Source organism: Acinetobacter sp. ABJ_C1_1 (assembly GCF_044684115.1).
Classification (GTDB): Bacteria; Pseudomonadota; Gammaproteobacteria; order Pseudomonadales; family Moraxellaceae; genus Acinetobacter; species Acinetobacter nosocomialis_A.
In genome coordinates, this window is sequence record NZ_JBITPU010000001.1 from 200,254 (window position 1) to 221,081 (window position 20,828).

Below are 20,828 nucleotides of genomic sequence, written 5' to 3' on the forward strand. Positions count from 1 at the left end.
ACTATGCCTCCGTTACATCGACAATTGGATCAAGCCCCATATCTCTTCGGAAATCACGAACTTCCTCATCAGGAACAACCAACCATTCTTCAATTTTGCTTACATCAGTTTCATCTGTGGCATGGATAGTCACCCAAATGATATCTGTATGGGTATATAGAGCACGTTTAACACCAGCAGGAGATTTACCAATGTAAGGCGCTTCCAAAAGTTGTGGACCATCTTCAGTTGCAACTTCACACTTACCTTCTAAAAGTACAAACAGGTGCTCATGTCGATGGGTTTTGCCAACTAACAGCGTGTTCTCAAAACAACGAAATTCACGTAGATATACACCTGGTGCAAAGTGGTGAATTTCACCATGCCAAGCTTGTTCTTGTTGGAGTAATGCATTCTGTAAACCATGCACACGATCAGTAAAATCTCCACTAGATTCACTTGGCATATTGCTTGAGGCTAATGCTGCCATTAGTAATGAAGCATCCATTAAGTAATCTCCCGTCCTGAAGCTCGAATAACCAAAGCGCTAGCAGTATCTACCAATGTGCTAATTGATGAACCAACAGCAAGGTTATGCCCAACCAATTCAGGGCATGTATAGGTATCACCAGCTGCAACCGTCTTCTCTTTTATAATTAAGTTTGATGAACCTGCTGTTGCACTTGCTAATACAAGATTTGCACTGAACTTAACAACATTTGCTGAAGTATTTGTAATTGTGAACTTATCAATAGCCGTTGGTGCTTCTGCAATAAATTGAGTTGTTTGTGAGTTCTCCGCAAATTTTGCAGGAATAAGTTCTTTTGCCTTAATTGCCATTTAAGTAACCTCTAAATTGAAATTTACGCACTCGATTGATTGGCAAACAGGATTGAAAACATCGTGTTCTATAAATTCTTGTCGAGGTAAATAGTAATTGTCATTCAAGTTATTCAGGCATTCATGCTTTGGCTCTGTTGCCATCATTTCTGCCAGATCTGCTATAGCTTCTAAAAGTGAAATAGCTAGAAATGCATTGCTTAAAGCGGAATCTGCTGTGACTTGCGCGCCCTGAATAGCCTCTAAATTTCCATCAACAATAGTGGGCAGCATTCTGAATAACTGCTCAAATGCTTTCACTAATCGCTGATTTCCACCACACATGCGCTCCAAGTCAGAACGAAGTGGTGTTTTTGGATCTACTATGGCCATTTACACCACCAATGGCTCGATATAAGCCTCTAATCGTGAAACTGAAAGTCTTGCTGTTGAAGTGCCTGTGAACTTTTGCATGCGCCAGTTATTCATATAGCCCTGTTGGAACCATACAAGACGCTTGTTTAGCTCACCTACTCGCCCTGCTTTGATTGCTTTCGGATTTGACCAAATAATGCCATCTAAGGAGTATTGAGTCTGAATGGTTGGAGCTTTATTTAGTTCAATTCGACCAGTTAAAGCGACAAGCTCAATTTGATGGAAGATTGCGCCACGTGATTCGTTGTAAAGAATCGTTGTGCTGAATTCCCAATCCACTTCTAAGCCCCAATGCTCACCTTTTTGGTTGTTCAGTGTGCCTAGCTTTGGAAGTGTTGGATGACCAACTAACCATTTCCCATAGCACCAAACATGGTTTTGCGCGTTGTATTGTTTGTCAGAACAAAGGGTGAACCAGATAGGCTGGCCTACTGCCTCAGAGGCAGATGCATCATAAACAATGGTTTGATTTGGTAGGTGTAAGTAAAGCCAGTTGTGGCCCTCTACTGCGCGAGACTCAAGCAAACATTTTGATAAAGTCTTTTCATCATATTGATGAATGATTTGCTCAATCTCTCGAGTTGAAATCTTTTGGGCTGATCCATTGGCAGACAACCACAACGCGACTGGCTCATTCTTAGCACTACCAAGGAATGCGATTGCATCTACAAACTTACAGCAAGTGTGAGTACCTAAGGACCCACGTGTTGCCATTGCACCATTAATGCGACTGAACGGGAAGTTCTCGCCACCAACGTTGTCGAAGACTTCAATTGAGTACCGGTTAAGAGCATAAATCTCATTGCGAAGTTTAATTAGAGCCACAATTGGATCAGGATCTACTTCAGAAGAACCGTACTTCAATGGGTTTACAGCAAATGGGTCGTTTAATTCAGTGATAACAATGAACTCGCCATCAGTAGTCATGAAGTAGCCATCTACCCAAATTACATCCAGCACATCACGCAAATCTTCATCTATGATGCGCTTTAATTCAGTGCCGTTATATAAGTAAAGATATGTGCCTGAATTGATAGCCAAGTAGTCAAAAGAATAGTCAAAATTACAGTATCCAGATCCACGAACATCACCTATTTCTGTAATTGTGGCATCTGCATTTACTTTTAGAAATTTATTACCACAAACACGATAACAAACTCCATTCCATTCAATTCCACCTCGATCGATACCAGGTAAATCAGCAAAATGATCAATTCCCTCTGAAGGCCGCAAATAACCCTGAGATATGCCATTTTCTTTAGGTACTGGAATTAGATTTTTAGGATAAGAAGTCCGGTAGTCAGAGTTTTGATCTGTATAGATACCATTCATCACAGGGATTTGCATAGCTACCCCCTACGATACCAAGTGCCTGATAATTTATCGTATTGAAGACTAAAGAAGCCTGTAGACGCAATTGCGTTTGGTTCGCCTTTTACAGCAGCACCATTACCATCAACAGTAAAGTTTGTAATCTGTTGTGAGCAAGTAAATATAACTGTTTGCTTGTCTACCACCTCAGCAGATACAGGCAACTTAATAGTGCCATTTGTAATGCCTGTTGATGGGTTTAAAAGCAAATATGTTCCTTCGGGATGATTTTCTACTATTAAAGTGAAATCTGCATTTGGGTTGTAATGTTGAACAACCGGACTTGAACCTGATTCTGGTGGTTTTGGTTGATTTTCTGCAATCCAAGCTAAAAGGATATCTTGCGGAAGCCCACGGAAGTCAGAACAATTGGCTTTATACAAAACAAACTGATCACCTGATTCAATTTTATCCGTTGTGTTTAATCGTCTACTCATTAAAGAACCCCGCACTTTGATCAGGTGTTAAGACATCATTGTCAAGATGTTGTCGTATGAATGGATCACATGATTTATTTCCTGCACCACTTGGTAACTCACAGCTATAATTCATCTTAGGAGGATTTGAGACAGCCTTTTGCAAAATAGTATTGAAAGCAGCTTTAGCAGCTATCTTAGTTTCAGGGGAAACAGCCTTTCCATGTGAAGGAGCAATCTTAATTGCTAAATTTAAGTAAAGAGCTTCGACTGCATAATCTGGAACATTTGTTTCCTGATCTACATCACTGCTATTGGCTTCACTTGGCAATGGATATCCAACTTGAATGTTTTTAGTTGACCAACCTGCAACCATTGAATCCATTTTTCTTCGAGCGCTTTCAATCTGCTCTGGTTGCAAATCAAAGAACATTGCAGCAAGTCCGAGTTCTTCATAAGCTTGCTCAATGATTTGCCGCTTTGTCCATGACATGATTATTCACCTTCTTTCGGGTAAAGGTTTTCAAGCACATAACCAACAAGAACTTCTTTTCCATCACGTGAACCGTATTTAATACCCTTCTCATCAAGAATTGCTCTTAACTCACCCGCATCCATTGCTGAATATTTATAGGTGTCGTTTTCTTTTTTTAGGACATTAATTTGAGAGATGTACTCACCTTGAGCTGTAGCAAGTTGTTCTTCTAGAAATTGGTTTTTCTTTAAAGCTTCAAGTAATTCTTCTTGAGCTTTTTTAAGCTCACCACTTGAACCTGAGACCTTTCCAATAACTACAATTTCAGGTTCTTTCAGTTCTGAGTAATGAACGTAGCCTTCTTCGCGCAAATGTTGTTCGTGATCTTCACCATCAGCAATCACATGCTCATATGATTTAATGTCGCCACGATATAGAGCTTTAGGATATTCATCTGACATTTCAGCCTCCAAAAATGACGACGCCCGCATATAGCGGGCATTTGTCGTCACTGGGTTAGATTAGGTTTGATTGAATAATTCAATACCAGCCATTTCTGGATTCACCATCACAACACCGAACATGGTATCTAAACGATACTTAGTCTTCATTGTGTTGATGTCGTATTGCTTCTGGAATACCAGTTCAATACCTTGATCAGTAGTTGCACGTAATACAGCAGCACCCGCATTTGTCGGAACTGCATAACGCGCAGGAATCAATTCAATTGCATCGCGATGCCAGAACGGGTTCGCGTAAGCTGTAGTAGTGTTCAACATAGTAAGAACTGCACCGTTTGCAGGTGTAGCACTTACATTCTGATATTGCTTCTCAGCTTCAGAAGCGCCTTGAGCAGAAACAATCGGAGGTGAGATAACAATTGAAGTTGCACTGTTCACTTTAACTACACGGAAAGTCTTTAACTGACCAGTTGCTTGTTTTGTGATTTGGTGAACTGACTCAACGCCAGTGATAGTGAATGCATCACCTTCTTTCAGTGCGCCACCAGTCACAGCTACAGTAATTGTTTGATAGCGGTTATCTACGTTACCAACTTCGCCTGTAGCAGCCGTAGAGGTCGCTTTAGGTACATAAAATTGATTGGCAGCACCAATCGTAACACCTGTTGCTGTAGCAGCACCTAGGCGCTCAGAATAGTCTAGTTTGAATGCATCAAAACCAGCCACATCACCAATGTATGCACGATCATAAGCAGTTTGAACTTTACCAACTACATTTTGACGTTTAGCCAAGTCGCCAGCCATTGAGTTATAATCACGAGTTGCCAAAGCAATACGACGATCATTCATCGGGATACCTTGCTCATTCATGATTGCATCGGCAAGTGCCACATCATCAAACCCAGTTGCCGCACCTGTACGTTTAACAACTAAAGTACCTTGCAATGACGCAACTTTAGAAACTGCCAAGTTGATATCAGAAGCAAGTTTTTGCTTAGCTGCATCACCTAAACGGTTTTCTTGCAATTGGTCGCGAAGCTCTTGAGCATCAAGAATCCATGGGCTAGATTTTTTATAACCAATGGTAGCTGGTACAGACAATTGAGTTTTGTCTTTGAAATTACCTGTTTGGTCCATACCATCATATGATGTAGCGATATACGGCATTGGGCGCCAAATCGTGTTGTTTGAACGTTCTGCCTCAACATCACTCATGCGGTATTTATTTACTAACTTTGATAAAACAAGTTGGTCTTGAAAACCTTCCAACATGTCCTCAAAGGCAACGCGTTCTTCTTTAGAGAAACTATTAGACATTATTGCCTACTCCATTATTGATTTTGTTTAAGCTTTCGCTTGTATTCATTAACTTTGGTGTAATCGCCTGACTTCTCCGCATCTGCGCGAAGCTTTGCAAGCGTGTTGTCCACAGAGCCGCTTAATGCAGCAGAGCCGCTTGGTTTGCGTTCTGGACTAGTTGAAGGTTTACGTGCTGTCATCTTGATCTGAGCGTCAATTTTTGCTGCTGCAAAAGCGAATTGAATCGGGTCAGTAAGTGCTGCCAATTCTTTTGCTTTTTGAGGGTTTTTGCCTAGGTGATAGATAAGAAGTTCAGGCTTTTCTGCTGCGTGAATCAAAATGCCTTGTTGAGTTTGAGATAGCGCATCTCGCGCAAGTTCTTCAGCTTCATCAAAGTCTCGTACTTTTGATTTAATTGCAGTCTTTTTAGTTTCATAACTATTGAGTTTGTCTTGCCAAACCTTTTGAGCTTTTTCCTGCTCAGCACGTTTAGCTGCCTCTTGTTGCTCAAACTTTGTTTTTTTATCAGTCCACTCAACAAGCTGTCTTTCAAACTCATCAGCATCATAACCCGCGCTTTCAAGAGTTGGCTTCTCGCCTAACTCAATGGTTTCGGTCTTTGGTTGCTGATTAAGCTGCTTTTCTAGTTCCTGAATTCTCTTTTTATAATTACGGTTCTCTTCACGAGTTTGCTTTACCCACTCAGGCGCTTGCTGTCCTCGGTATGGATCACCACCATCTTCTGGCTTTTCATCACCTACAACAATGTCGAACTCTTCATCTTCATCGTCTTGAATCTTTTCATCACCTGATGTTTCTGGATCATCTCGATCTTCATCATCATCTGGTGTTTCAATATCAAGATTTTCGTCATCTTGAAGTTCGTCTTGTTGCTCTAGATCTTGTTCAGTCATTTTGTTGCACTCCCTCACTCATAGGCTGAGCGGACGCCATGTGTTGATTTACTTTCTCAATAGCATTGACAACAGAATCTCTCTGCTCGTTTTCCATAGATGCGATTGTTTTTGCTGTATCAGCTTTAGTTTGTTCAGTCTTGGCTGCTATAAGGTATGTATCAGCTTGAGCTTTCATAGCTTTTGCTTGCGACTCTTGTGCAAGTGCATTGGCTAGTTCAGCCTGAGGGTCAGGTGGTTGATTCTGCGCTGCAGCAATCAGTTCCTGTTGCTCTTCGTCAGTAGGCTCTACAACACCAATCTTGACTAGGTACTTCCGGTAGTAATTGCGGAAATCTTTGATGCCTTCGCCTTCCATATTCATATAGATCATTGCGAGAAGTACTTTCATGTCTTCAGGATCATTTGTGAATGGAAGTAATGCTTGTAATTGACGTACGATTGCGGATTTCTTGCTTGAAGAAGTTGGGCCAACATCTACACCTACATCGAACGATGCTTTAGTTAAATCGTTTTCATATTCAATGCCACTTTCACCAATTACTGGTTTTGATAGCTCAGCACTATCTACTTCATCCTGCTTGCCAATCGTCTTCATTCGACGACCTTCTTCAACATAAAGTTCTTTAGCCATAGATAGCCAAATAGCACCACAACGCTTGATAGCCTTCGCAAAGTTGTCAATGTAGATGTATGACTGCATACCAAGCTGGTTTTGAACTAAATCAATCGCCTCTGCACTCACATTAGCGTTGATCTTCTCACCTTGTTCTTGGTTACCTAGAAGCTCTCGAATATCTCCATCTGTTAATTGCAATAAGGCTGCTAATGAAGGCGGAACTTGAGGCGGCTTTGTGTATGACATTGGGCCTTGTGCAATCACATTCCCGTTAGCATCAGTTAATGGGTGAATTAGCAAAAATGGGTTGTTTTTTATGTTGTCCTCAGCCCACATATGCTCATAACCAGCAACCTGTTCTCCAAATAGAATAGGCTTTTCAATTGGAGATAAGGCTGCAATCTCACCTAATCGGCTATATTGCATGTTCTTAAGTCTTTGAACATCTTTACAGAGGCGCACATGACCCATGCAGCGCTCTACGTTATCAATGAACCAACGCTTGCCATAAACAGGAACAATAGGAATATGGCGACCAGCAATGTAGCCACAATCTTCAAGAACTTTGGAGCCACTCATCATGTACTTATGTACTTTACGACGCTCTAGTGTTTTGACTCTTAGTTCTTGTGCCCCAGTAGCGTCTAGGCGTTCTAGAATAGATGGATCGTCCTCTAATTCATCTGCCATGTAGCGCTGTTCAGTTCCATCGATTAATGCAAAGATGTGCTGCTTTTCTTTGACCTTCTCAACAACGTAATACTCAGCTACATAGACAATGTCTGGCGTGCACCAATCAAACTCAGAATTAGAAATGTCTTTGTTCCAACTTGCAGGATCATCGCCATATTCTTCTTTGTAGGCATCATGAGTCATTGAAGTTAATACAAAGCAAAAATTTGCATCTGCCTTGTCTTGGCGCTTAGCATCCAAGTCAAAGAACACGCATGAGTCAGCATCAAAAATAGGTTCAATCTTGATGCGTTGACGTTCATTTTCTTCGTCTTCTTCATCCTCTTCGCAAGCACGTAAGCGGAAAGCACCGAAACCACCACCTACTGCCTCTTCAAAAGCATTGTCATATGCCTCTTCTGCACCAGAATCCTGCTCATCTGCTCGGTACAAGCCATCGCATGTATCTGCCAGCTCATCATTCTGTGAACCGTCTTTAGAAACGAAATCTACTGTGATTCGGTTATTTCGATATTCATTAATAATTCGAATGACAGCCAAGTGGATTTTATTGACTTCAAACTTCGGCTTATTTGCGAATTGCTCGCCTAGCTTGCCTTCCCATTGCGCCCCAGCGATTGAATAAAAACGACGATCCTCTAAGCACTGTAAGCGTTCTTCACGAACAGCACTCTGGATTTTGTCGAATTGGATTTTTGCACGGGCGTGAATGGTCGCAAGTTGTTCTTTTTTAGTCACAACTTGACCTCACTTAAATTGAATTATTACCAGCAATGTGCTGTTGGAATTACTGTTACTTTTGGTTTTGTCGGCTCGCACATCTTATTAATGTTTAGTGCACCTTCTCCAAACGCATCTGAGCTATGCGATGCCCAGTCATGCACAGGAGTAGCCTTAAATTGCTCTAGTTTGTCGTTAAACTCACGTCTATAGTTCTGTAGTGCTCTAATACCGAACTTACACTTCTCTGCGTCAAACCATGCGTTTTTGAGCATCTGGCGTGTTGCCTCAATTCGATCTTCAACGCCAAGCCTTGCGCCCTTAGTCATCTTGTATCCAAGCTTAGCCATGGTTTCTTCACGACTCACTCCACTTGAAAGATCACGAGCAGCAATATCATGCGGAGCAAAGTGTTTTGCATACTTATAGCCATGCTTTTCTGCTTTCTCATCTAGGATGCGTGCATAGTGTGATAATGGTTCGTTATTCGCTTCATAATGATCAATGACTCGAATCTCTTTGCCGTAAATTTGGAAGAACCAAATAGCAGTAGGATCAAGAATCCCTAAGTCCCACGATGTATAAACAGGCAAATTAGGGTCATGAGGAACTTTACAGATACGGTTTTGCTTCTCAATATCTTCAAATTCTTTCTGATAGATTGCCCCATCAGCAATTAACTTTGGCTCGCCTAAGTAAATATGTTTGTATTTAGAATAATCGGCTGCACGCATCTGCTCCGCTTCATTCTTGAGTTTTTCAGGGCAATGCTTGTTTTCTGTGTAATTGATTTGAACTACCAAAGTATCATCACGTTTTGGGGTGATGTATGAAGCGTAAACTGCGTCACTTGGTAGCTTAGGGTTCAAAGACATAATAATCATTGGATTCTCTGTACGAATCACAGTAGGTATTAAAATCTCCAATGAAAAAGCACTTACACTCTGTGCCTCTTCAATCCATGTGATTGTTGCACCCTCAAAGGACTTGATGGAGTCGACTGTATGTCCCAATAAACCCGAAAAGAAAAACTCAGTGCCGTTTTGCCCACGGATTTCAGTATCTAAAATTTCATAAAATGACTCCAAACCCAAAACTTCTATTCGGTCTGAAAGTAACTTGTGAACCGACTTCTTAATTGACTTCTGTACTTCACGACAACAAAGGATACGATGCTTTTTTTTTGCACCTTCTATTAACAAATAGTCTGCAATTTCCCACGACTTACCGCCACCACGCCCTCCATGATAGACATAGAACAGTTTGTTATTGGTAAGGTGTGTGTAGAGTGGCTTAAATTTACTTGGTACTCGTTTCTCCATCATCTTCGAATACCACCTTTAAACTTAAATCAACTGAACCACTGTGCTTGTGATCAACATTTTCTTTAAACGCCCCAACAGCAATGTGTTTGCCTAACAACTCAAGGTTTTTCACCTTGTCAGGCCATTTGATTTTCTTGAGCCATCCGACCTGTGTTTTATCTTCGCCACGGCCATCAAACTCTTCGATATTTTCAATGTTTGATACATATTGACGCCAGATAGCAGGCCATTCCCCAATAGGCTTAAATGCGTAATTATCGTCCATGATGTCCAATACATCCATCTGATCGATTTCTACAAGACGTTTTAGTACATAGTCAGCATCAACATCTACACGCTTAAGACGTTGGTCATTCAAATAAGCAATGCGTTCTTCTACTTCCTCACGCTGCAAGACATCCCAAGCATGTTGTCTGGTTTTAAAACCTACCGCTTTGCCTGCCTCTTGCGCACTCAACGTTTTTAAATATTCATGGCAGAACTCTTCATGGCGTAAATTCTTTAAGGGTTCTGCGCCTTTGATTTGTTCTTCCATTTATTCACCTCATTAAAAAACCGCCACTAGGGCGGTTCAGTTTAAACTGTATATAAAACTCTTGTGTCAGGATGGTAAAATTGGCCATCTACACCTAACTTTATTTCATGTCCATCAATATAAACAACTTTTACAGACTTAATCATTGCAACTGATTCAGTATCTAGAGTTGGTTGCGTCGCTTCTGATGCGCAAAGTGCTTTAACTTCTCGCTTATTACCTTCTTCGTCTTTAATAATTATATTGTCTTCAAATAGATTCATGTTTATGCCCATCTTGTTATAAATGAAGGGTATTTTTAACACAATATCATTACAAAGCCCACTTCAAATCATCAGGCGTTTCCAAATAACAGCCTTGTTTATTGCAGAAGGCGTGAATGTCGTTTAGGTATTCAGTGAATTGAGCTGTACTTGCATCTGTAGTGCTCATTAGCTCGCATAGGCCGTTTGCAACATCATGATAAAGTGGATGCTTAGAATCCTTTAATTCCCTAATAGCCTTGAATGTTTTCTTATATTGGCCAACGTCATCACGATCATAGATTTTTGCTAAGAAGTTCTTCTTAAAGAACAGGTGTTCATAGTCTTTATCTGTTCCCTGCTTCTTAGACCATTGATTCAACCACATCCAGTACAAGCGGTTTTGAGCTTTAGACCGATCTTTCTCTTGAGGCGCAATCAATACGACTAACGGCTTACCTTCGTTTGCAGCCTTAGCATGATTCACGTTAAGAAAGTTAGTTACTGGTGAAATTTCGCAATGGTTCTTAACAACTTGTCGGAATTCCATTGCTTCACCTATTCTTTAATTTCAAACTCTACGCATTTAGGCTTCTTGTACTCGCCTTTAATTAACATTGGATACATCGGCTCATAATCAGCATCACGCTGAACTTTGAAGTTAATGTAGACGTCAATTAGAAACTCACTCAGCATCATCAGCCAAACAAGTTTAAATCGTGGCTCAATTATTGGTGAACCACTTTCAAGTTCTGAAAACATTACTGGGCAGATACCAAACCAACCATAATGTGTAAATTTGACTATGTGTTTCATACCCACCTCAATAAAAAACCACCCGAGGGTGGCTTGATTTCAATTAGTTATTAGACGCAAATAGCTTCTCTCGGGATAATACTGTTATCAGAATTAGAATAATTTAATTCAGCAAACCATTGCTCATAGACATTGTCATAATACAAATCTGACTTAGCACAGAAACAACTAGCCATAAAAACAATTCGTTCTAAAGGTTCTTTTAATGACACGAATAGCTTCTTTTGTTCAGGTGTCATAATTGGATAGTGCCCACCACAATTTTTAAAGAACATCCACCCCAGTGGATTGTATTTATTTTCGAAAATGTGTGTTGCTTGAATATTCTTTGCAAATCCTAACGCTTCTGATTTATCCATTCTGCATCTCCAGAAAGCCAAATCTTATTATATCAAAAAACATCACAATCTTTTAGATTAAGCATCCGCTCAGTCTTTTCTAACCAACCATCAAATAGAGCTTCTGATTCTTGTCTTGTGCCTAATTGATATGTGTCGAATAGGAAATGACACTTATGGCATAACGGCACTGTAAACTCATCACTCGCTTTAATCCCTTTACCCTTGCCATGCTTACCAGAATTAGAATGAGCCGCTTGTGAGTGAGGATAGCCGCATCTAACGCAGGGTAGCTTTCTTATTGCAGCAAGTCGCTTTGCGTCACGCATGAAGGTTACTTCTAATATTCTTCACTTGTTCTTTGTGTCGCTTAATCTTTGCATCCACTTCAACCATTTCTTTAGCAGTCATCAAGCCACGTGAAAGGTTTTGAAGCTTTTCTATTTCTGCACATATTGCGACTAAATTCTTCTTCGCTTCGATTGTGTCCATACGCAGCTCACTTATGTTTATTCAGCCGACGAGCGATAAGGCGTTTTTTCTTTTGGCTTAATTTGTTTGGTTTGCCTTTATTTGGTTTTGGCTTAAATGCAAATGGTGACACTTCACCACCCATAGCAGAAATAGCACTTAAAGTTCCAAAGTTAGGTTTAAAAGCCATCATGCCAGTTGCTGCTGCTAGTAATACTCGACTCATTCGCATTTTCTTATTCTCCAAAAAAGAAAACCCCGTCAAACGACAGGGCTACAAACACTTAATCTTTCCACACTTTCTGCATTCTTTCTGATTGAACATGTCGGATTCATATTCCCAAACATGTATGCAAAAGACCTGCTTAATTATTCGGAGCATGTGAACCTCCAAAAAGAATTACCCTAAGATAATCCAGTCTTCTGCAAGAACGTCAGTTTGACTTGCAAGCCAAGGAACTAGCTTGTTGTCTGCAGTTTTCATGTAAATAGCATCAAGAATCGGCATTTGCTCTTCTGAGTTACCATCAACACCTGTACCAAAGATTCGAGAGTTTACGTGATAGTCAGCATCACTACCCTTAACTAAGGCTAAAAACATCCCCTTGCCATTCCAACCAAAGCGAGCAACATGCTTGCCCTGTTTTAAAGCCCAAATGGCTGAGCCGAAATCTGCTGTTGCAGTTTTTTGTTCACTTGACATTCTTCTTCTCACTTTTCGATAGGCAATAAAAAAGCCCATCGAATGATGAGCTTTAGATCAGTGAATTACTTATACTTCGTCCACTATAACACAACTATGCCATATCGCGTTTAAACGGTCAATGAGTTACTTTGTGTAAAGTACCAATGCAGCATATTTTTTATCATTGTTGTTATACACAAACTCCACTGAAATAACTTTGTAGTGAATATTTTCTTTTAGAAAAACATTTATTTCATTTTCTACAGAGCTTAGTACACCAGATTTAAAAGTTTTAACTTGTTGCATTTTTTACACCATTGTTAGAAAGTTATATTTACCAAGAAGATAGAATCTAGCACAACTCACCATGATATTCACTTGGCCTTTAGACTGATTTGTGATTGCTGCAACTGCACTTAAAGAACGGTTCTCAACTTTGTGTTTAACAAGGCACATCACAGCAAACTTAGTCGTATAATCGACCTTGTCAGACTTAAATACTCCTCTAAGCAAAGATTGAATGTGATCCGCCTCAAAGTCATTAATCTCACAACGAATGTAAGACTTACCTCTTAGCACCTCCTTTCCTGACTCACGCATCAACCAATAGATCTGATTGATATGCAATCCATCTGGCAAATCCCCTCCTTTCATGCGCACAGTTTCACACCAAGCGCCGAACTGCTCTAGCCATTCATCAATTGTGTATTTATTCCAATCCATTACTGGTGTTACTACTGCCGCATTCATACCGTCACCTAACCCTATTTAAATATTGAACAACTGTATTGAGTGCCTTTGATCCAGAACACTTCTTGTTTTTGACAAACCATCTTTGCGTTAATTAAAGTGCCACCAATTCCAACAACAAACAGAAGCACGCCAAACAAAACCCAAAGCAATCCATAATCAGTTCTTCTTCTCATCACGCCACCTTCATCCGTTTCATTGCTTCTTCAACCCAATTGAGCACTAAGCCGCTTTGAACTTGCTTTGTAGTGCCGCGAATTACAGTCCATCCGTGAATAGCTGCAACTGAGTATTTCTCGCAGTCTGCTGTGTATCCTTCGCCTCTGGTGTGACGACCATTGCTGAATGCGCCACCTTCCACTTCAACTAAGATCGGGTAGCCCTCGATTCGAAAGTCAGCCTTCCAACGTCTTTCAGGATGGAATCTAAACTCTTGCTCGTAAGCGATCTTCATCACATCTAGCTGACGGCAAAGCATTGCCTCGCCTTTGCTAACACCTTGTCTATGCTTCAATGGCACGCTTGAACGCGCCACTGGTTTAGAACTTTTCCTTTGAGCCTCTTTGAATGTGGTCATCCTTCCCCCTTGAGCGCTTGCTCTAATACTCTGCGAATTGGTTTTAGTAGATAAAGCATGGAGACTTTATAGTTGCGCTCGTGCATATCTTTAGCCTTATCTCGGATACGCTCTACAGTCTCAATATTGAGTTCCACAAGCTCAGTTGCTTTTTTTAATATTTCCTCTAATGAATCCCCCCTCTTTTGCAACTCTGCCTTCTGCTGCTCTACTTTTCCAAGCAATACTGTTGTGCTGACGTGTTCTTCTTTGAGCTTGTTAGCACGTTTATTTTCACGTTCTGCAACATCACTCAACCATGCATTTTGCTTTTGCAGCTCCTCCACTTTCGCTTGCTGGTGCTCAACCCCAACGTCGTAGGCCATATTCATCTTGCGTTTTGTTTGAGGAGACTGGCCGCTAAACTCTCCGTAGTTTTCTTCCCACCATGTGTCAAATGTATTCATCTCAAACATCCTTTGATTGGCAATATGGGCTGATGTGGTTTTCTATGGGGAAGTCGTCGCCTAGTGTTTCAGCCATTTTCATGTAGCGCTCTAGCTGACGATCACCAATTCTCTTTGCTTGCTCACTTGTATAGCTAAAGCGACTTTTCGCAACACAATCCTTATTTCTGTACAAATCAATTCCGTTGGAACCTTCTATGACAGCAACTTTAAACTCACTCATGGCTGGCTCCTTTTTCAACCAATCTAACGTCACCCTTTGCTACAAAGTTGAAGTCAAATCCTTTTAAAACCTGCCCATCAACTTCAATTACAAACATTAGATCACCGATATACTTCTGACTTTGTCGGCCGCATAACTGTTCTGTTTTTTGATAACTAACAATCTCAACCATATCTTTTGGTTGGATTTCATAGTGCTCATCGGCAATTTGATTTAGGAGTTCATTCAAAGAACCTGAAATTAATTTCTGTTGTTCTGTCTCTTCCCCACAGCATGCTGTAAAGAGCTCATCTTCACTTAATTTAGATAGCTCCATATCAATTGATTTCAGCAATTCGTTATCAAGTATCTGCAACCAGTTAAGCAGTAACTCTACTTTTTCATTTTCTGGCTCGAATTGGTTTATCATCCCGTTGTCATACCAAATTTCTTTGGCAGCTTTAATGATGTTTGAATATTTACTCATCCCCGCCTCCGTATATTGATTTGTAGTCGCGGATGGCTTGTGAATCCTCTTCCGAGTAATCACCATTGCAATATGTTTTGAATCCATACAAGCCACCACATTTGTTAATTCGTTCTAATGACTCCACCAGACGCTTGAGGTCATTAACGTCAACCTTGGTGCCATTAGTAAATGCAAAGTAAATACGTTGATAGTTATAATTTGGAGAACCCTCAACAACCTCTCTCGCCTTCTCCACCCCAAACTCACGAATAAACTGTTCTGGTTTCATAGGAAGTCACTCCAACTAATTCCGCGGAATGCATAGCCACAAGACAGTGAGCAAATGCCATGGTCGCGACTATCAACAGCATCAACAAAGAGCTTGTTGCAATTAATACACAAGCAAAGACGATCTAACTTTTCAGACTTCTTTAAAGGAAATACGATCATGCTCATACCGCCTCCTTGTCATGTCCTGTCATGATTAACTCTTGCTCTACAAGCGTTGCGTAGCCTGCAATGTCGTGCCAGTTATCGATGTAGTTAGGATCACCATTAACGATGCGAGCCATCTTGTTGCAGATCATGTCTAGAGCAATGATTTGACTCGACGTCATGACTGATGCTTGTGAGCGCTTTAAAACCTCTTGTAGTTGGTATGTTGTTTCTGCAACCTCACTAAACTCCCCGTAGCGCTCACCACGTTGTTGCAATGTGCTTTGAATGCTCATGATTTAGCCCCGAATAGCTCTCTAGTTTTTTGGGTTGCTTCAAATTGGATTGTTGAAACCTTTGTTAAGTAACCTTCCTTGTGCAAAACTGACAAACATTTGTACGCGCAGGCTCTACTCCCATTTACAACTCGTTCCACAATTTGAGTTACTGTGAAAGGACTAGTGGCGTTTGCTGCATATAAGAGAACATCCAGATAACGTTCGAAGATTTCGAATTGCTTTTCCTGTGCTTTCATGCCGCAAGCTCCCCTAAAGTTAATTTCGCTTTGCCTTTCATCAACCGGTTGTATAGATCGATGGTGCACCGGCCGTTCTTTCTCATTGCTGAAATAAGACTAGAATCAAGCTCTGCCGCCTCTGCCAATCTTTCAGCTCTACCTGTTTCCATTGACACCCATTCAATGAGAGCTTTCACATCATTCTGTTTAGCGGGCATGCGTTTCTGTGCTTGGCTTAAGAAGACTTCTGACTCATCCTTGCGTTCTTGAGTTTCAATACGTAAAAGACAGATCAACTCATCTTTTAAGTAGTTGTATGTGCCATCCTCAAAAGCATCTCTTACCGCTTTCACAACGCACATCTCGTAAGGCGGACGATTTTTTAACGCTGCCAACTTAACCAAGCTGTCTCTGATTTCTGATAGAGTCATGCTGCGCCTCCAACAATCAACACTGATTGAGGTGGATTAGCCTTAACAGCTCGCTTCAAAGCGGCACGCTGATTACTTAGTGCCTTAGCTTCCTTGCAAAACTCACAACGACATTTGAACTTGTTATATCCGTAGACTGTCCCATGAGTGAATTTAGCTTCATACTGTTCACCGCCAATTTCCTCAATCCAATCTAAGGTTTGCTTATCATTTGCAAATCTCATGAGAACGCTCCTACTGGACACATAAAGACAATTTCAATGCCGCCATACGAAGGCTTGTTGAATGTCTTAAGTTCTTTATTGATCACTGACTCAATGTGCTTTTTCGTTTCTGTCTTAAAGTTAAATGCACGCTTGAGAATCACTCTTGAGCCATCCATCGCCTCTACGTTGAATTGCATCTTCTGGCGATTAATCGAAGTTACTTGGACTTGCACGCTCACGCCGCACCTCTCAACGCCATAGGCAACTTAAGACCATCGCCTTCAAGCATTTGCTTAAATTCTTCTTTCTGGTCGAATGGATCGGGCCAATATTCAGTGTCGGGTTTGAGTTCAAGCTTTTTTATATCGTCGGTCATCTTGTTGATTTTCTTGATCTCGCCACGAATAGCGATTTGTGCTTGATCGAAGGCTTGTTTAAAACCCATTCCCTGTTTCATAAGTTGTGAAGTCATGAGTTGAATACGTTTTTCATCGTCATTGAGTTCAAACTTATTGCCTTCTGGTTTCTCAGCTACTTTGAACGCAATCTGCTTGGGAGCCTGATACCACTCTTGCTGTTTTCCAGAGGCTTGAGCTTTCATGAGGTTTGCAGAGTAAACGCCTTTGAACTGGCTACGAGCCTCCGTCATTTGCCCTAAGGTGATTAAGTGCTCTACCTGCTCAAGTGCATATTTGGTTAGCGTTGTAATCTTCTGCTTACGATCTTTTGTGTACTCGCAAGCTCTTGCCCATGCCTCATCCACAGACCACCATGAACCTGTGAGGCACATTGCTCTAAATTCAGCGATAGTGGGACAGAAACGGCTTGAACTAAGCTGTGATAGCCCGAAGTGAAATTGTTGCTCTGTGATGCCAAATAGAGCGCCTATGATGATGGTTTCAATTTGAGCTGGACTAACATTGCCCATTTGATTCGCAAATAGTCCACCATGAATAACTCGCATTGTGTCTACTAGCTGCTCAGCTTGAGCTTTACCAAATACGAACTCAGACATGTGTCACCCCCTGAATATCTACAAGGTTTGATTCATGCTGTTGATCACGGTTACGGTAATACTCAGCCCATGCTGCTTCACGATCATTACGTGCATTCGAGTAAGACTGAACAGCTTCTTTCGGTTTAAACAATCCAACCCAAGAGTTTTTGATTGAATTCTCAAGAGCTTGGTTAGCAAGAACACTGCTACCCATTTTTGTTAGATCACCAATTGCAAGCTCTACCGCTTTTTGAGTAGGTGCTTTTTTCATTCCATGACGCATCTCGATGTATGCAATCCAAAGTGAACGATCAACACCATTTGGTAGAGTTACAGCACATGCATCTTCCAAAGAAAACTTAGAACTTTTTTGCTTTGTTTTTTTATTAATATTCTCTTGTGTAATCTCTTGTGTATTCTCTTGTAGAGATTGGCTCATTTTGAGCTTATCCATTGGCTCATTTTGAGCTAATGGAATGGTGCAATTTGAGCTACTCGATTGGCTCATTTTGAGCTTATCAATAGAATCAAGAGCTTGAGTGATATTTTCCTCTACTATTGCCAAAATATCGTAGTCAATTGCATAGAAATTAACTTGGTTAGATTTAGCCTTATCGAAGCGCTCAACAAGGATTAATTTTTGCTCCTTGAGAGATTTAATTGTGCGCTTAAGAGTAGCTAAAGACATGTATTTGAGTTGAAGCAACCACTCTGGATAAGTGTTATAAACCCACACACGATCATCACGTTTGAACTTAGATGCACCAAGCCAATAATGAAGTTGCTGCAGGAAGATTGCTTCATTCAAACCAATTGCCATAGCGAGTGACGGCTGTACTTGCAATGGCGATTCATTTATCAGGAGTTTAGACATTTCGTCCTCCTGAACCGTGAGAACAGATTTCGCCATGCTTCACCTGTCTTGATTGCTGTGTTATATTTGGTCTTGCATTCATTCGACTTGACTCCTATGAATGTGTCTGCCCTAGTTGTTCTCAGCAACTGGGGCTTTTTTGTGTCCAAGAATTTGATAAGGGATTTGCGGATTCAACAGAGCTAATTTTGCTGCTGCCTCATCTGGAATAAATTTTCCCCACTGATTTACCGCTTGACGAGTTATCCCTAAAACACCTGCAAGAGCAGATTGATTGCCGTGATAACAGTCAAGTGCATCCTTTTTTCGCATTATGACGTTCATAGATAACTCCACCTTTTATATTTCTTAGTAAAGCACAGTTGACAGTAATTGACAAGCATGGTTTACTAAAAACAGGTTAAGCTAGCTTTACTTTTGGCTATTTCATGATTTATTTCCCAATGAACACTTTGCAAGAACGCATATCTGCGGCATTTAGCTATGCGAAGCAGAAAGACAAAACGGTTACTAAAACTAATCTGGCTGCTGCTGCTCAAGTTTCACGACAAGCAGTTAGTCAGTGGTTTACAGGGACTACAAAATCTCTTGATTCATCAACACTGTTGAGAGTCGCTTCATATTTAGGAGTTAGGCCAGAATGGTTAGATGGTCAGGGCGGAAGCATGGTGTTTATTGCGGATGGGACAACAACGAACGTATCTGAGATTGGTTCGCGCATGTTGAATGTACCTATCATTTCTTGGGTACAGGCTGGAGATTGGAAAAATGGACAGCTTGAATCTTTAGGTCGCAGTGAATATCAAATGGTACTAAGTATTTTTGACACTGGGAAAAACGGTTACGCTTTGCGTGTTGAAGGTGAGTCAATGTCACCAGACTACAGACAAGGCGATATTATTTATGTAAACCCTGATAAGGTGCCAGAGCATGGTATGCGTGTAATTGCCAGCACCCCAATCGGGGTAACTTTCAAGGAGTTGGTTATTGAAGATGGCATAAGCAGATTAAAAGCACTTAACCCCGAATGGCAACCTAAGTATCTGCCATGTGAAGATGGCTGTTATATTTTAGGAGTCGTAGTAGGCACAGTAAGACCAGAAAAACACTAAAAGCTGAAGCTAGCCAAACCAACCCGCGAAAGCGGGTTTTTTATTGCGTCAATTATACTTAAATCTAATCAAGCACAATTTACAAATAATTTGTCAACCATGCTTTACACTTCTCACCATATCAAGTATGCTTTACATACAGATTAATAAAAAGCCCCGACTGTTTGGCGACGCGGGACTTTTACTCAATGAGTGAGATAAGTATGAATCAAAGAACCAGAAAGTACAAGTTTATCCAGGCTACGGTTGATAGCTTTTCGGGTTACTTAATCGGATCAGCACTGTCAGTAATTCTCGGATTATTAATTGTAGTCCCTTTCCTCCGTTCATGTGCCGACGAGCAACACATCAACGAACTCAAAGCAAATCAGAACATGTATGTGCGCGTTCAGGTTGAGGGGGTGAAGTGATGGATAACTACAAAGTTAAAGTTAAAGATGAAGCTGAGAGCAAAGAGGCTCAGGAGTTGTTATTCAAGTTAGGTTACGTTTGGGCAGACACCAAGTGTCAGACTCCAATGAAATTTACCACCTCTTGCATCTACTCAGGATTTGAAGATGGTGAACTATGTTGTGATTACTATGATGAAAATCCTAATCACCAAGAATTCACCCTTCCTCAGCTTCGAGACCTTGTTGTGTTGAAGCGGAATGATGTGAAGGATGCGACTCACCAAGACAAATATGATGCATCGCTTAAGTATGTCTACCTAAATGGCGAATGGTATGAATGGATTAATGGCTGGATGGCGGGTTGCATCAACCCATCAAAGCTAATACCAATTGCCCAACCCCAAGACCCAGCCTTGATTAGCGGTGCGGAGGCGTTGCGAGCTTTGGCGGATGGGAAAGAGGTTGAGTTTCAACAAAATGAAAATTGGTACTCACTTATTTATTCAAATGTTCATGTTAAGTGCGTTCTGAATGACAGCTATAAGCTACGCCTCAAACCCCAAACCATCAAGGTTGAACTTGAGCTGCCGAAGCCTTTTGAGCCGAAAGTTGATGGTGAAAAATATTATTTCCTTTATCCAGAAAACGAAAAGGGTTATGGATTTAATTATTTTAATTCAAAAGAAGATGATGGTGTTTGGTGTCAATTCGGAGCATGGCGCACCGAAGACGAGATCGAGCAAGTCGTAGATCAACTCAGAAAGATACGAGGTGCCTCATGATCATAGCCTTTTTAGATATCGTGAT

The 20,828-nt window shown here is 40.9% G+C and carries 39 protein-coding genes; 3 read left to right on the forward strand and 36 right to left on the reverse strand.

What is annotated here, in order from left to right; genetic code table 11:
* Position 1: 1 nt before the first annotated feature.
* The 36 genes from ACG59Z_RS00960 to ACG59Z_RS01135 all read right to left on the reverse strand — a co-directional run bounded on the left by ACG59Z_RS00960 (position 2) and on the right by ACG59Z_RS01135 (position 18,841).
* Positions 2-487: a hypothetical protein gene (locus tag ACG59Z_RS00960; protein WP_400197466.1), complete on the reverse strand. Its 486-nt coding sequence runs from the start codon at positions 485-487 to the stop codon at positions 2-4.
* Complete coding sequence (locus tag ACG59Z_RS00965; protein ID WP_400197468.1) at positions 487-819, reverse strand: hypothetical protein; 333 nt, start codon at positions 817-819, stop codon at positions 487-489. Before ACG59Z_RS00965 ends, ACG59Z_RS00960 begins: the two co-directional genes overlap by 1 nt.
* Positions 820-1,191 carry a hypothetical protein gene (locus tag ACG59Z_RS00970; RefSeq protein WP_400197469.1) on the reverse strand — a complete coding sequence of 124 codons (372 nt, stop codon included), beginning with the start codon at positions 1,189-1,191 and terminating at the stop codon, positions 820-822. It abuts the gene before it with no gap.
* A complete protein-coding gene (locus ACG59Z_RS00975) occupies positions 1,192-2,580 on the reverse strand; it encodes a packaged DNA stabilization protein (RefSeq protein ID WP_400197470.1) in 1,389 nt (462 codons plus the stop codon).
* A gap of 2 nt (positions 2,581-2,582) precedes the next feature.
* Complete coding sequence (locus ACG59Z_RS00980; protein ID WP_400197471.1) at positions 2,583-3,041, reverse strand: transcriptional regulator; 459 nt, start codon at positions 3,039-3,041, stop codon at positions 2,583-2,585.
* Positions 3,034-3,513, reverse strand: a complete 480-nt coding sequence (locus ACG59Z_RS00985) for a packaged DNA stabilization gp4 family protein (protein ID WP_400197472.1) — start codon at positions 3,511-3,513, stop codon at positions 3,034-3,036. The genes ACG59Z_RS00980 and ACG59Z_RS00985 overlap by 8 nt, the downstream gene beginning before the upstream one ends.
* 2 nt (positions 3,514-3,515) lie before the next feature.
* Positions 3,516-3,956, reverse strand: a complete 441-nt coding sequence (locus tag ACG59Z_RS00990; protein ID WP_400197473.1) for a hypothetical protein — start codon at positions 3,954-3,956, stop codon at positions 3,516-3,518.
* Between the two features lie 60 nt (positions 3,957-4,016).
* Entirely contained in the window at positions 4,017-5,273 is a 1,257-nt protein-coding gene (locus ACG59Z_RS00995) for a P22 phage major capsid protein family protein (protein WP_400197475.1), read from the reverse strand.
* A 14-nt stretch (positions 5,274-5,287) separates the two neighbouring features.
* Positions 5,288-6,169: a hypothetical protein gene (locus ACG59Z_RS01000; RefSeq protein ID WP_400197476.1), complete on the reverse strand. Its 882-nt coding sequence runs from the start codon at positions 6,167-6,169 to the stop codon at positions 5,288-5,290.
* The gene (locus ACG59Z_RS01005; RefSeq protein WP_400197477.1) at positions 6,162-8,219 is read right to left on the reverse strand and encodes a portal protein; all 2,058 of its coding nucleotides are present in this window, start codon (positions 8,217-8,219) and stop codon (positions 6,162-6,164) included. The genes ACG59Z_RS01000 and ACG59Z_RS01005 overlap by 8 nt, the downstream gene beginning before the upstream one ends.
* A gap of 26 nt (positions 8,220-8,245) precedes the next feature.
* A complete protein-coding gene (locus ACG59Z_RS01010) occupies positions 8,246-9,526 on the reverse strand; it encodes a PBSX family phage terminase large subunit (RefSeq protein WP_400197479.1) in 1,281 nt (426 codons plus the stop codon).
* Positions 9,501-10,061 (reverse strand): terminase small subunit, encoded by a 561-nt coding sequence (locus tag ACG59Z_RS01015; protein ID WP_400197481.1) that lies wholly within the window; start codon positions 10,059-10,061, stop codon positions 9,501-9,503. The genes ACG59Z_RS01010 and ACG59Z_RS01015 overlap by 26 nt, the downstream gene beginning before the upstream one ends.
* A 41-nt stretch (positions 10,062-10,102) precedes the next feature.
* On the reverse strand, positions 10,103-10,324 hold the full coding sequence (locus tag ACG59Z_RS01020; RefSeq protein WP_400197483.1) for a hypothetical protein: 222 nt from the start codon (positions 10,322-10,324) through the stop codon (positions 10,103-10,105).
* Positions 10,325-10,373: 49 nt separating this feature from the next.
* Positions 10,374-10,853 (reverse strand): hypothetical protein, encoded by a 480-nt coding sequence (locus ACG59Z_RS01025; protein WP_400197485.1) that lies wholly within the window; start codon positions 10,851-10,853, stop codon positions 10,374-10,376.
* 8 nt (positions 10,854-10,861) lie between these two features.
* Positions 10,862-11,119 carry a hypothetical protein gene (locus ACG59Z_RS01030; protein WP_400197487.1) on the reverse strand — a complete coding sequence of 86 codons (258 nt, stop codon included), beginning with the start codon at positions 11,117-11,119 and terminating at the stop codon, positions 10,862-10,864.
* A 50-nt stretch (positions 11,120-11,169) separates the two neighbouring features.
* Positions 11,170-11,478 carry a hypothetical protein gene (locus tag ACG59Z_RS01035; protein WP_400197489.1) on the reverse strand — a complete coding sequence of 103 codons (309 nt, stop codon included), beginning with the start codon at positions 11,476-11,478 and terminating at the stop codon, positions 11,170-11,172.
* 32 nt (positions 11,479-11,510) lie between these two features.
* Positions 11,511-11,786 (reverse strand): hypothetical protein, encoded by a 276-nt coding sequence (locus ACG59Z_RS01040; RefSeq protein WP_400197491.1) that lies wholly within the window; start codon positions 11,784-11,786, stop codon positions 11,511-11,513.
* Positions 11,779-11,949 (reverse strand): hypothetical protein, encoded by a 171-nt coding sequence (locus tag ACG59Z_RS01045; protein WP_000379608.1) that lies wholly within the window; start codon positions 11,947-11,949, stop codon positions 11,779-11,781. Before ACG59Z_RS01045 ends, ACG59Z_RS01040 begins: the two co-directional genes overlap by 8 nt.
* Positions 11,950-11,956: 7 nt before the next feature.
* Positions 11,957-12,160, reverse strand: a complete 204-nt coding sequence (locus ACG59Z_RS01050; protein ID WP_272381111.1) for a hypothetical protein — start codon at positions 12,158-12,160, stop codon at positions 11,957-11,959.
* A 168-nt stretch (positions 12,161-12,328) separates the two neighbouring features.
* Positions 12,329-12,631 carry a DUF2829 domain-containing protein gene (locus ACG59Z_RS01055; protein WP_400197494.1) on the reverse strand — a complete coding sequence of 101 codons (303 nt, stop codon included), beginning with the start codon at positions 12,629-12,631 and terminating at the stop codon, positions 12,329-12,331.
* Between the two features lie 126 nt (positions 12,632-12,757).
* A complete protein-coding gene (locus ACG59Z_RS01060; protein WP_400197496.1) occupies positions 12,758-12,919 on the reverse strand; it encodes a hypothetical protein in 162 nt (53 codons plus the stop codon).
* Positions 12,920-12,922: 3 nt separating this feature from the next.
* On the reverse strand, positions 12,923-13,363 hold the full coding sequence (locus ACG59Z_RS01065) for a hypothetical protein (RefSeq protein WP_400197498.1): 441 nt from the start codon (positions 13,361-13,363) through the stop codon (positions 12,923-12,925).
* Positions 13,364-13,377: 14 nt separating this feature from the next.
* Positions 13,378-13,539: a hypothetical protein gene (locus tag ACG59Z_RS01070; RefSeq protein ID WP_400197500.1), complete on the reverse strand. Its 162-nt coding sequence runs from the start codon at positions 13,537-13,539 to the stop codon at positions 13,378-13,380.
* On the reverse strand, positions 13,539-13,940 hold the full coding sequence (locus ACG59Z_RS01075) for a hypothetical protein (RefSeq protein WP_400197502.1): 402 nt from the start codon (positions 13,938-13,940) through the stop codon (positions 13,539-13,541). The genes ACG59Z_RS01070 and ACG59Z_RS01075 overlap by 1 nt, the downstream gene beginning before the upstream one ends.
* Positions 13,937-14,386: a hypothetical protein gene (locus tag ACG59Z_RS01080; protein WP_400197503.1), complete on the reverse strand. Its 450-nt coding sequence runs from the start codon at positions 14,384-14,386 to the stop codon at positions 13,937-13,939. The genes ACG59Z_RS01075 and ACG59Z_RS01080 overlap by 4 nt, the downstream gene beginning before the upstream one ends.
* Before the next feature lies 1 nt (position 14,387).
* Entirely contained in the window at positions 14,388-14,609 is a 222-nt protein-coding gene (locus ACG59Z_RS01085; protein ID WP_400197505.1) for a hypothetical protein, read from the reverse strand.
* Positions 14,602-15,075, reverse strand: a complete 474-nt coding sequence (locus ACG59Z_RS01090) for a hypothetical protein (RefSeq protein WP_400197507.1) — start codon at positions 15,073-15,075, stop codon at positions 14,602-14,604. The genes ACG59Z_RS01085 and ACG59Z_RS01090 overlap by 8 nt, the downstream gene beginning before the upstream one ends.
* Positions 15,068-15,346 carry a hypothetical protein gene (locus ACG59Z_RS01095; RefSeq protein ID WP_400197508.1) on the reverse strand — a complete coding sequence of 93 codons (279 nt, stop codon included), beginning with the start codon at positions 15,344-15,346 and terminating at the stop codon, positions 15,068-15,070. Before ACG59Z_RS01095 ends, ACG59Z_RS01090 begins: the two co-directional genes overlap by 8 nt.
* Complete coding sequence (locus ACG59Z_RS01100; RefSeq protein ID WP_400197510.1) at positions 15,343-15,513, reverse strand: hypothetical protein; 171 nt, start codon at positions 15,511-15,513, stop codon at positions 15,343-15,345. Before ACG59Z_RS01100 ends, ACG59Z_RS01095 begins: the two co-directional genes overlap by 4 nt.
* The gene (locus ACG59Z_RS01105) at positions 15,510-15,788 is read right to left on the reverse strand and encodes a DUF6378 domain-containing protein (RefSeq protein WP_400197512.1); all 279 of its coding nucleotides are present in this window, start codon (positions 15,786-15,788) and stop codon (positions 15,510-15,512) included. The genes ACG59Z_RS01100 and ACG59Z_RS01105 overlap by 4 nt, the downstream gene beginning before the upstream one ends.
* Positions 15,789-16,023: 235 nt before the next feature.
* A complete protein-coding gene (locus ACG59Z_RS01110; RefSeq protein ID WP_400197513.1) occupies positions 16,024-16,440 on the reverse strand; it encodes a hypothetical protein in 417 nt (138 codons plus the stop codon).
* Positions 16,437-16,664: a hypothetical protein gene (locus ACG59Z_RS01115; RefSeq protein ID WP_400197515.1), complete on the reverse strand. Its 228-nt coding sequence runs from the start codon at positions 16,662-16,664 to the stop codon at positions 16,437-16,439. The genes ACG59Z_RS01110 and ACG59Z_RS01115 overlap by 4 nt, the downstream gene beginning before the upstream one ends.
* Entirely contained in the window at positions 16,661-16,885 is a 225-nt protein-coding gene (locus ACG59Z_RS01120) for a hypothetical protein (RefSeq protein ID WP_400197517.1), read from the reverse strand. Before ACG59Z_RS01120 ends, ACG59Z_RS01115 begins: the two co-directional genes overlap by 4 nt.
* Positions 16,882-17,661: a hypothetical protein gene (locus ACG59Z_RS01125; protein ID WP_400197519.1), complete on the reverse strand. Its 780-nt coding sequence runs from the start codon at positions 17,659-17,661 to the stop codon at positions 16,882-16,884. Before ACG59Z_RS01125 ends, ACG59Z_RS01120 begins: the two co-directional genes overlap by 4 nt.
* Positions 17,654-18,517, reverse strand: coding sequence for a hypothetical protein (locus ACG59Z_RS01130; RefSeq protein ID WP_400197521.1), 864 nt, complete (start codon positions 18,515-18,517; stop codon positions 17,654-17,656). The genes ACG59Z_RS01125 and ACG59Z_RS01130 overlap by 8 nt, the downstream gene beginning before the upstream one ends.
* A gap of 111 nt (positions 18,518-18,628) precedes the next feature.
* Entirely contained in the window at positions 18,629-18,841 is a 213-nt protein-coding gene (locus ACG59Z_RS01135) for a Cro/CI family transcriptional regulator (protein ID WP_400197523.1), read from the reverse strand.
* A 119-nt stretch (positions 18,842-18,960) separates the two neighbouring features.
* Here ACG59Z_RS01135 and ACG59Z_RS01140 point away from each other — a divergent pair, with 119 nt between their 5' ends.
* The 3 genes from ACG59Z_RS01140 to ACG59Z_RS01150 all read left to right on the forward strand — a co-directional run bounded on the left by ACG59Z_RS01140 (position 18,961) and on the right by ACG59Z_RS01150 (position 20,803).
* Positions 18,961-19,629 (forward strand): LexA family protein, encoded by a 669-nt coding sequence (locus tag ACG59Z_RS01140; RefSeq protein ID WP_400197525.1) that lies wholly within the window; start codon positions 18,961-18,963, stop codon positions 19,627-19,629.
* Between the two features lie 203 nt (positions 19,630-19,832).
* The gene (locus ACG59Z_RS01145) at positions 19,833-20,039 is read left to right on the forward strand and encodes a hypothetical protein (RefSeq protein ID WP_400197526.1); all 207 of its coding nucleotides are present in this window, start codon (positions 19,833-19,835) and stop codon (positions 20,037-20,039) included.
* The gene (locus ACG59Z_RS01150) at positions 20,039-20,803 is read left to right on the forward strand and encodes a hypothetical protein (protein ID WP_400197527.1); all 765 of its coding nucleotides are present in this window, start codon (positions 20,039-20,041) and stop codon (positions 20,801-20,803) included. The genes ACG59Z_RS01145 and ACG59Z_RS01150 overlap by 1 nt, the downstream gene beginning before the upstream one ends.
* Positions 20,804-20,828: the final 25 nt, after the last annotated feature.

What these genes read in the sequence shown, in the direction of transcription:
- ACG59Z_RS00965 (WP_400197468.1), bottom strand. Translation starts at nt 819, where the DNA reads ATGGCAATTAAGGCAAAAGAACTTATTCCTGCAAAATTTGCGGAGAAC.
- ACG59Z_RS01060 (WP_400197496.1), bottom strand. Translation starts at nt 12,919, where the DNA reads ATGCAACAAGTTAAAACTTTTAAATCTGGTGTACTAAGCTCTGTAGAA.
- ACG59Z_RS01050 (WP_272381111.1), bottom strand. Translation starts at nt 12,160, where the DNA reads ATGCGAATGAGTCGAGTATTACTAGCAGCAGCAACTGGCATGATGGCT.
- ACG59Z_RS01145 (WP_400197526.1), top strand. Translation starts at nt 19,833, where the DNA reads ATGAATCAAAGAACCAGAAAGTACAAGTTTATCCAGGCTACGGTTGAT.
- ACG59Z_RS00975 (WP_400197470.1), bottom strand. Translation starts at nt 2,580, where the DNA reads ATGCAAATCCCTGTGATGAATGGTATCTATACAGATCAAAACTCTGAC.
- ACG59Z_RS01035 (WP_400197489.1), bottom strand. Translation starts at nt 11,478, where the DNA reads ATGGATAAATCAGAAGCGTTAGGATTTGCAAAGAATATTCAAGCAACA.
- ACG59Z_RS01100 (WP_400197510.1), bottom strand. Translation starts at nt 15,513, where the DNA reads ATGAGCATGATCGTATTTCCTTTAAAGAAGTCTGAAAAGTTAGATCGT.
- ACG59Z_RS00970 (WP_400197469.1), bottom strand. Translation starts at nt 1,191, where the DNA reads ATGGCCATAGTAGATCCAAAAACACCACTTCGTTCTGACTTGGAGCGC.
- ACG59Z_RS01000 (WP_400197476.1), bottom strand. Translation starts at nt 6,169, where the DNA reads ATGACTGAACAAGATCTAGAGCAACAAGACGAACTTCAAGATGACGAA.
- ACG59Z_RS01025 (WP_400197485.1), bottom strand. Translation starts at nt 10,853, where the DNA reads ATGGAATTCCGACAAGTTGTTAAGAACCATTGCGAAATTTCACCAGTA.
- ACG59Z_RS01135 (WP_400197523.1), bottom strand. Translation starts at nt 18,841, where the DNA reads ATGAACGTCATAATGCGAAAAAAGGATGCACTTGACTGTTATCACGGC.
- ACG59Z_RS01125 (WP_400197519.1), bottom strand. Translation starts at nt 17,661, where the DNA reads ATGTCTGAGTTCGTATTTGGTAAAGCTCAAGCTGAGCAGCTAGTAGAC.
- ACG59Z_RS01080 (WP_400197503.1), bottom strand. Translation starts at nt 14,386, where the DNA reads ATGAATACATTTGACACATGGTGGGAAGAAAACTACGGAGAGTTTAGC.
- ACG59Z_RS01075 (WP_400197502.1), bottom strand. Translation starts at nt 13,940, where the DNA reads ATGACCACATTCAAAGAGGCTCAAAGGAAAAGTTCTAAACCAGTGGCG.
- ACG59Z_RS01110 (WP_400197513.1), bottom strand. Translation starts at nt 16,440, where the DNA reads ATGACTCTATCAGAAATCAGAGACAGCTTGGTTAAGTTGGCAGCGTTA.
- ACG59Z_RS01020 (WP_400197483.1), bottom strand. Translation starts at nt 10,324, where the DNA reads ATGAATCTATTTGAAGACAATATAATTATTAAAGACGAAGAAGGTAAT.
- ACG59Z_RS00960 (WP_400197466.1), bottom strand. Translation starts at nt 487, where the DNA reads ATGGATGCTTCATTACTAATGGCAGCATTAGCCTCAAGCAATATGCCA.
- ACG59Z_RS00980 (WP_400197471.1), bottom strand. Translation starts at nt 3,041, where the DNA reads ATGAGTAGACGATTAAACACAACGGATAAAATTGAATCAGGTGATCAG.
- ACG59Z_RS01070 (WP_400197500.1), bottom strand. Translation starts at nt 13,539, where the DNA reads ATGAGAAGAAGAACTGATTATGGATTGCTTTGGGTTTTGTTTGGCGTG.
- ACG59Z_RS01105 (WP_400197512.1), bottom strand. Translation starts at nt 15,788, where the DNA reads ATGAGCATTCAAAGCACATTGCAACAACGTGGTGAGCGCTACGGGGAG.
- ACG59Z_RS01065 (WP_400197498.1), bottom strand. Translation starts at nt 13,363, where the DNA reads ATGAATGCGGCAGTAGTAACACCAGTAATGGATTGGAATAAATACACA.
- ACG59Z_RS00985 (WP_400197472.1), bottom strand. Translation starts at nt 3,513, where the DNA reads ATGTCATGGACAAAGCGGCAAATCATTGAGCAAGCTTATGAAGAACTC.
- ACG59Z_RS01150 (WP_400197527.1), top strand. Translation starts at nt 20,039, where the DNA reads ATGGATAACTACAAAGTTAAAGTTAAAGATGAAGCTGAGAGCAAAGAG.
- ACG59Z_RS01085 (WP_400197505.1), bottom strand. Translation starts at nt 14,609, where the DNA reads ATGAGTGAGTTTAAAGTTGCTGTCATAGAAGGTTCCAACGGAATTGAT.
- ACG59Z_RS01130 (WP_400197521.1), bottom strand. Translation starts at nt 18,517, where the DNA reads ATGTCTAAACTCCTGATAAATGAATCGCCATTGCAAGTACAGCCGTCA.
- ACG59Z_RS01095 (WP_400197508.1), bottom strand. Translation starts at nt 15,346, where the DNA reads ATGAAACCAGAACAGTTTATTCGTGAGTTTGGGGTGGAGAAGGCGAGA.
- ACG59Z_RS01045 (WP_000379608.1), bottom strand. Translation starts at nt 11,949, where the DNA reads ATGGACACAATCGAAGCGAAGAAGAATTTAGTCGCAATATGTGCAGAA.
- ACG59Z_RS01090 (WP_400197507.1), bottom strand. Translation starts at nt 15,075, where the DNA reads ATGAGTAAATATTCAAACATCATTAAAGCTGCCAAAGAAATTTGGTAT.
- ACG59Z_RS01055 (WP_400197494.1), bottom strand. Translation starts at nt 12,631, where the DNA reads ATGTCAAGTGAACAAAAAACTGCAACAGCAGATTTCGGCTCAGCCATT.
- ACG59Z_RS01010 (WP_400197479.1), bottom strand. Translation starts at nt 9,526, where the DNA reads ATGATGGAGAAACGAGTACCAAGTAAATTTAAGCCACTCTACACACAC.
- ACG59Z_RS00995 (WP_400197475.1), bottom strand. Translation starts at nt 5,273, where the DNA reads ATGTCTAATAGTTTCTCTAAAGAAGAACGCGTTGCCTTTGAGGACATG.
- ACG59Z_RS01140 (WP_400197525.1), top strand. Translation starts at nt 18,961, where the DNA reads ATGAACACTTTGCAAGAACGCATATCTGCGGCATTTAGCTATGCGAAG.
- ACG59Z_RS01115 (WP_400197515.1), bottom strand. Translation starts at nt 16,664, where the DNA reads ATGAGATTTGCAAATGATAAGCAAACCTTAGATTGGATTGAGGAAATT.
- ACG59Z_RS00990 (WP_400197473.1), bottom strand. Translation starts at nt 3,956, where the DNA reads ATGTCAGATGAATATCCTAAAGCTCTATATCGTGGCGACATTAAATCA.
- ACG59Z_RS01030 (WP_400197487.1), bottom strand. Translation starts at nt 11,119, where the DNA reads ATGAAACACATAGTCAAATTTACACATTATGGTTGGTTTGGTATCTGC.
- ACG59Z_RS01015 (WP_400197481.1), bottom strand. Translation starts at nt 10,061, where the DNA reads ATGGAAGAACAAATCAAAGGCGCAGAACCCTTAAAGAATTTACGCCAT.
- ACG59Z_RS01040 (WP_400197491.1), bottom strand. Translation starts at nt 11,786, where the DNA reads ATGCGTGACGCAAAGCGACTTGCTGCAATAAGAAAGCTACCCTGCGTT.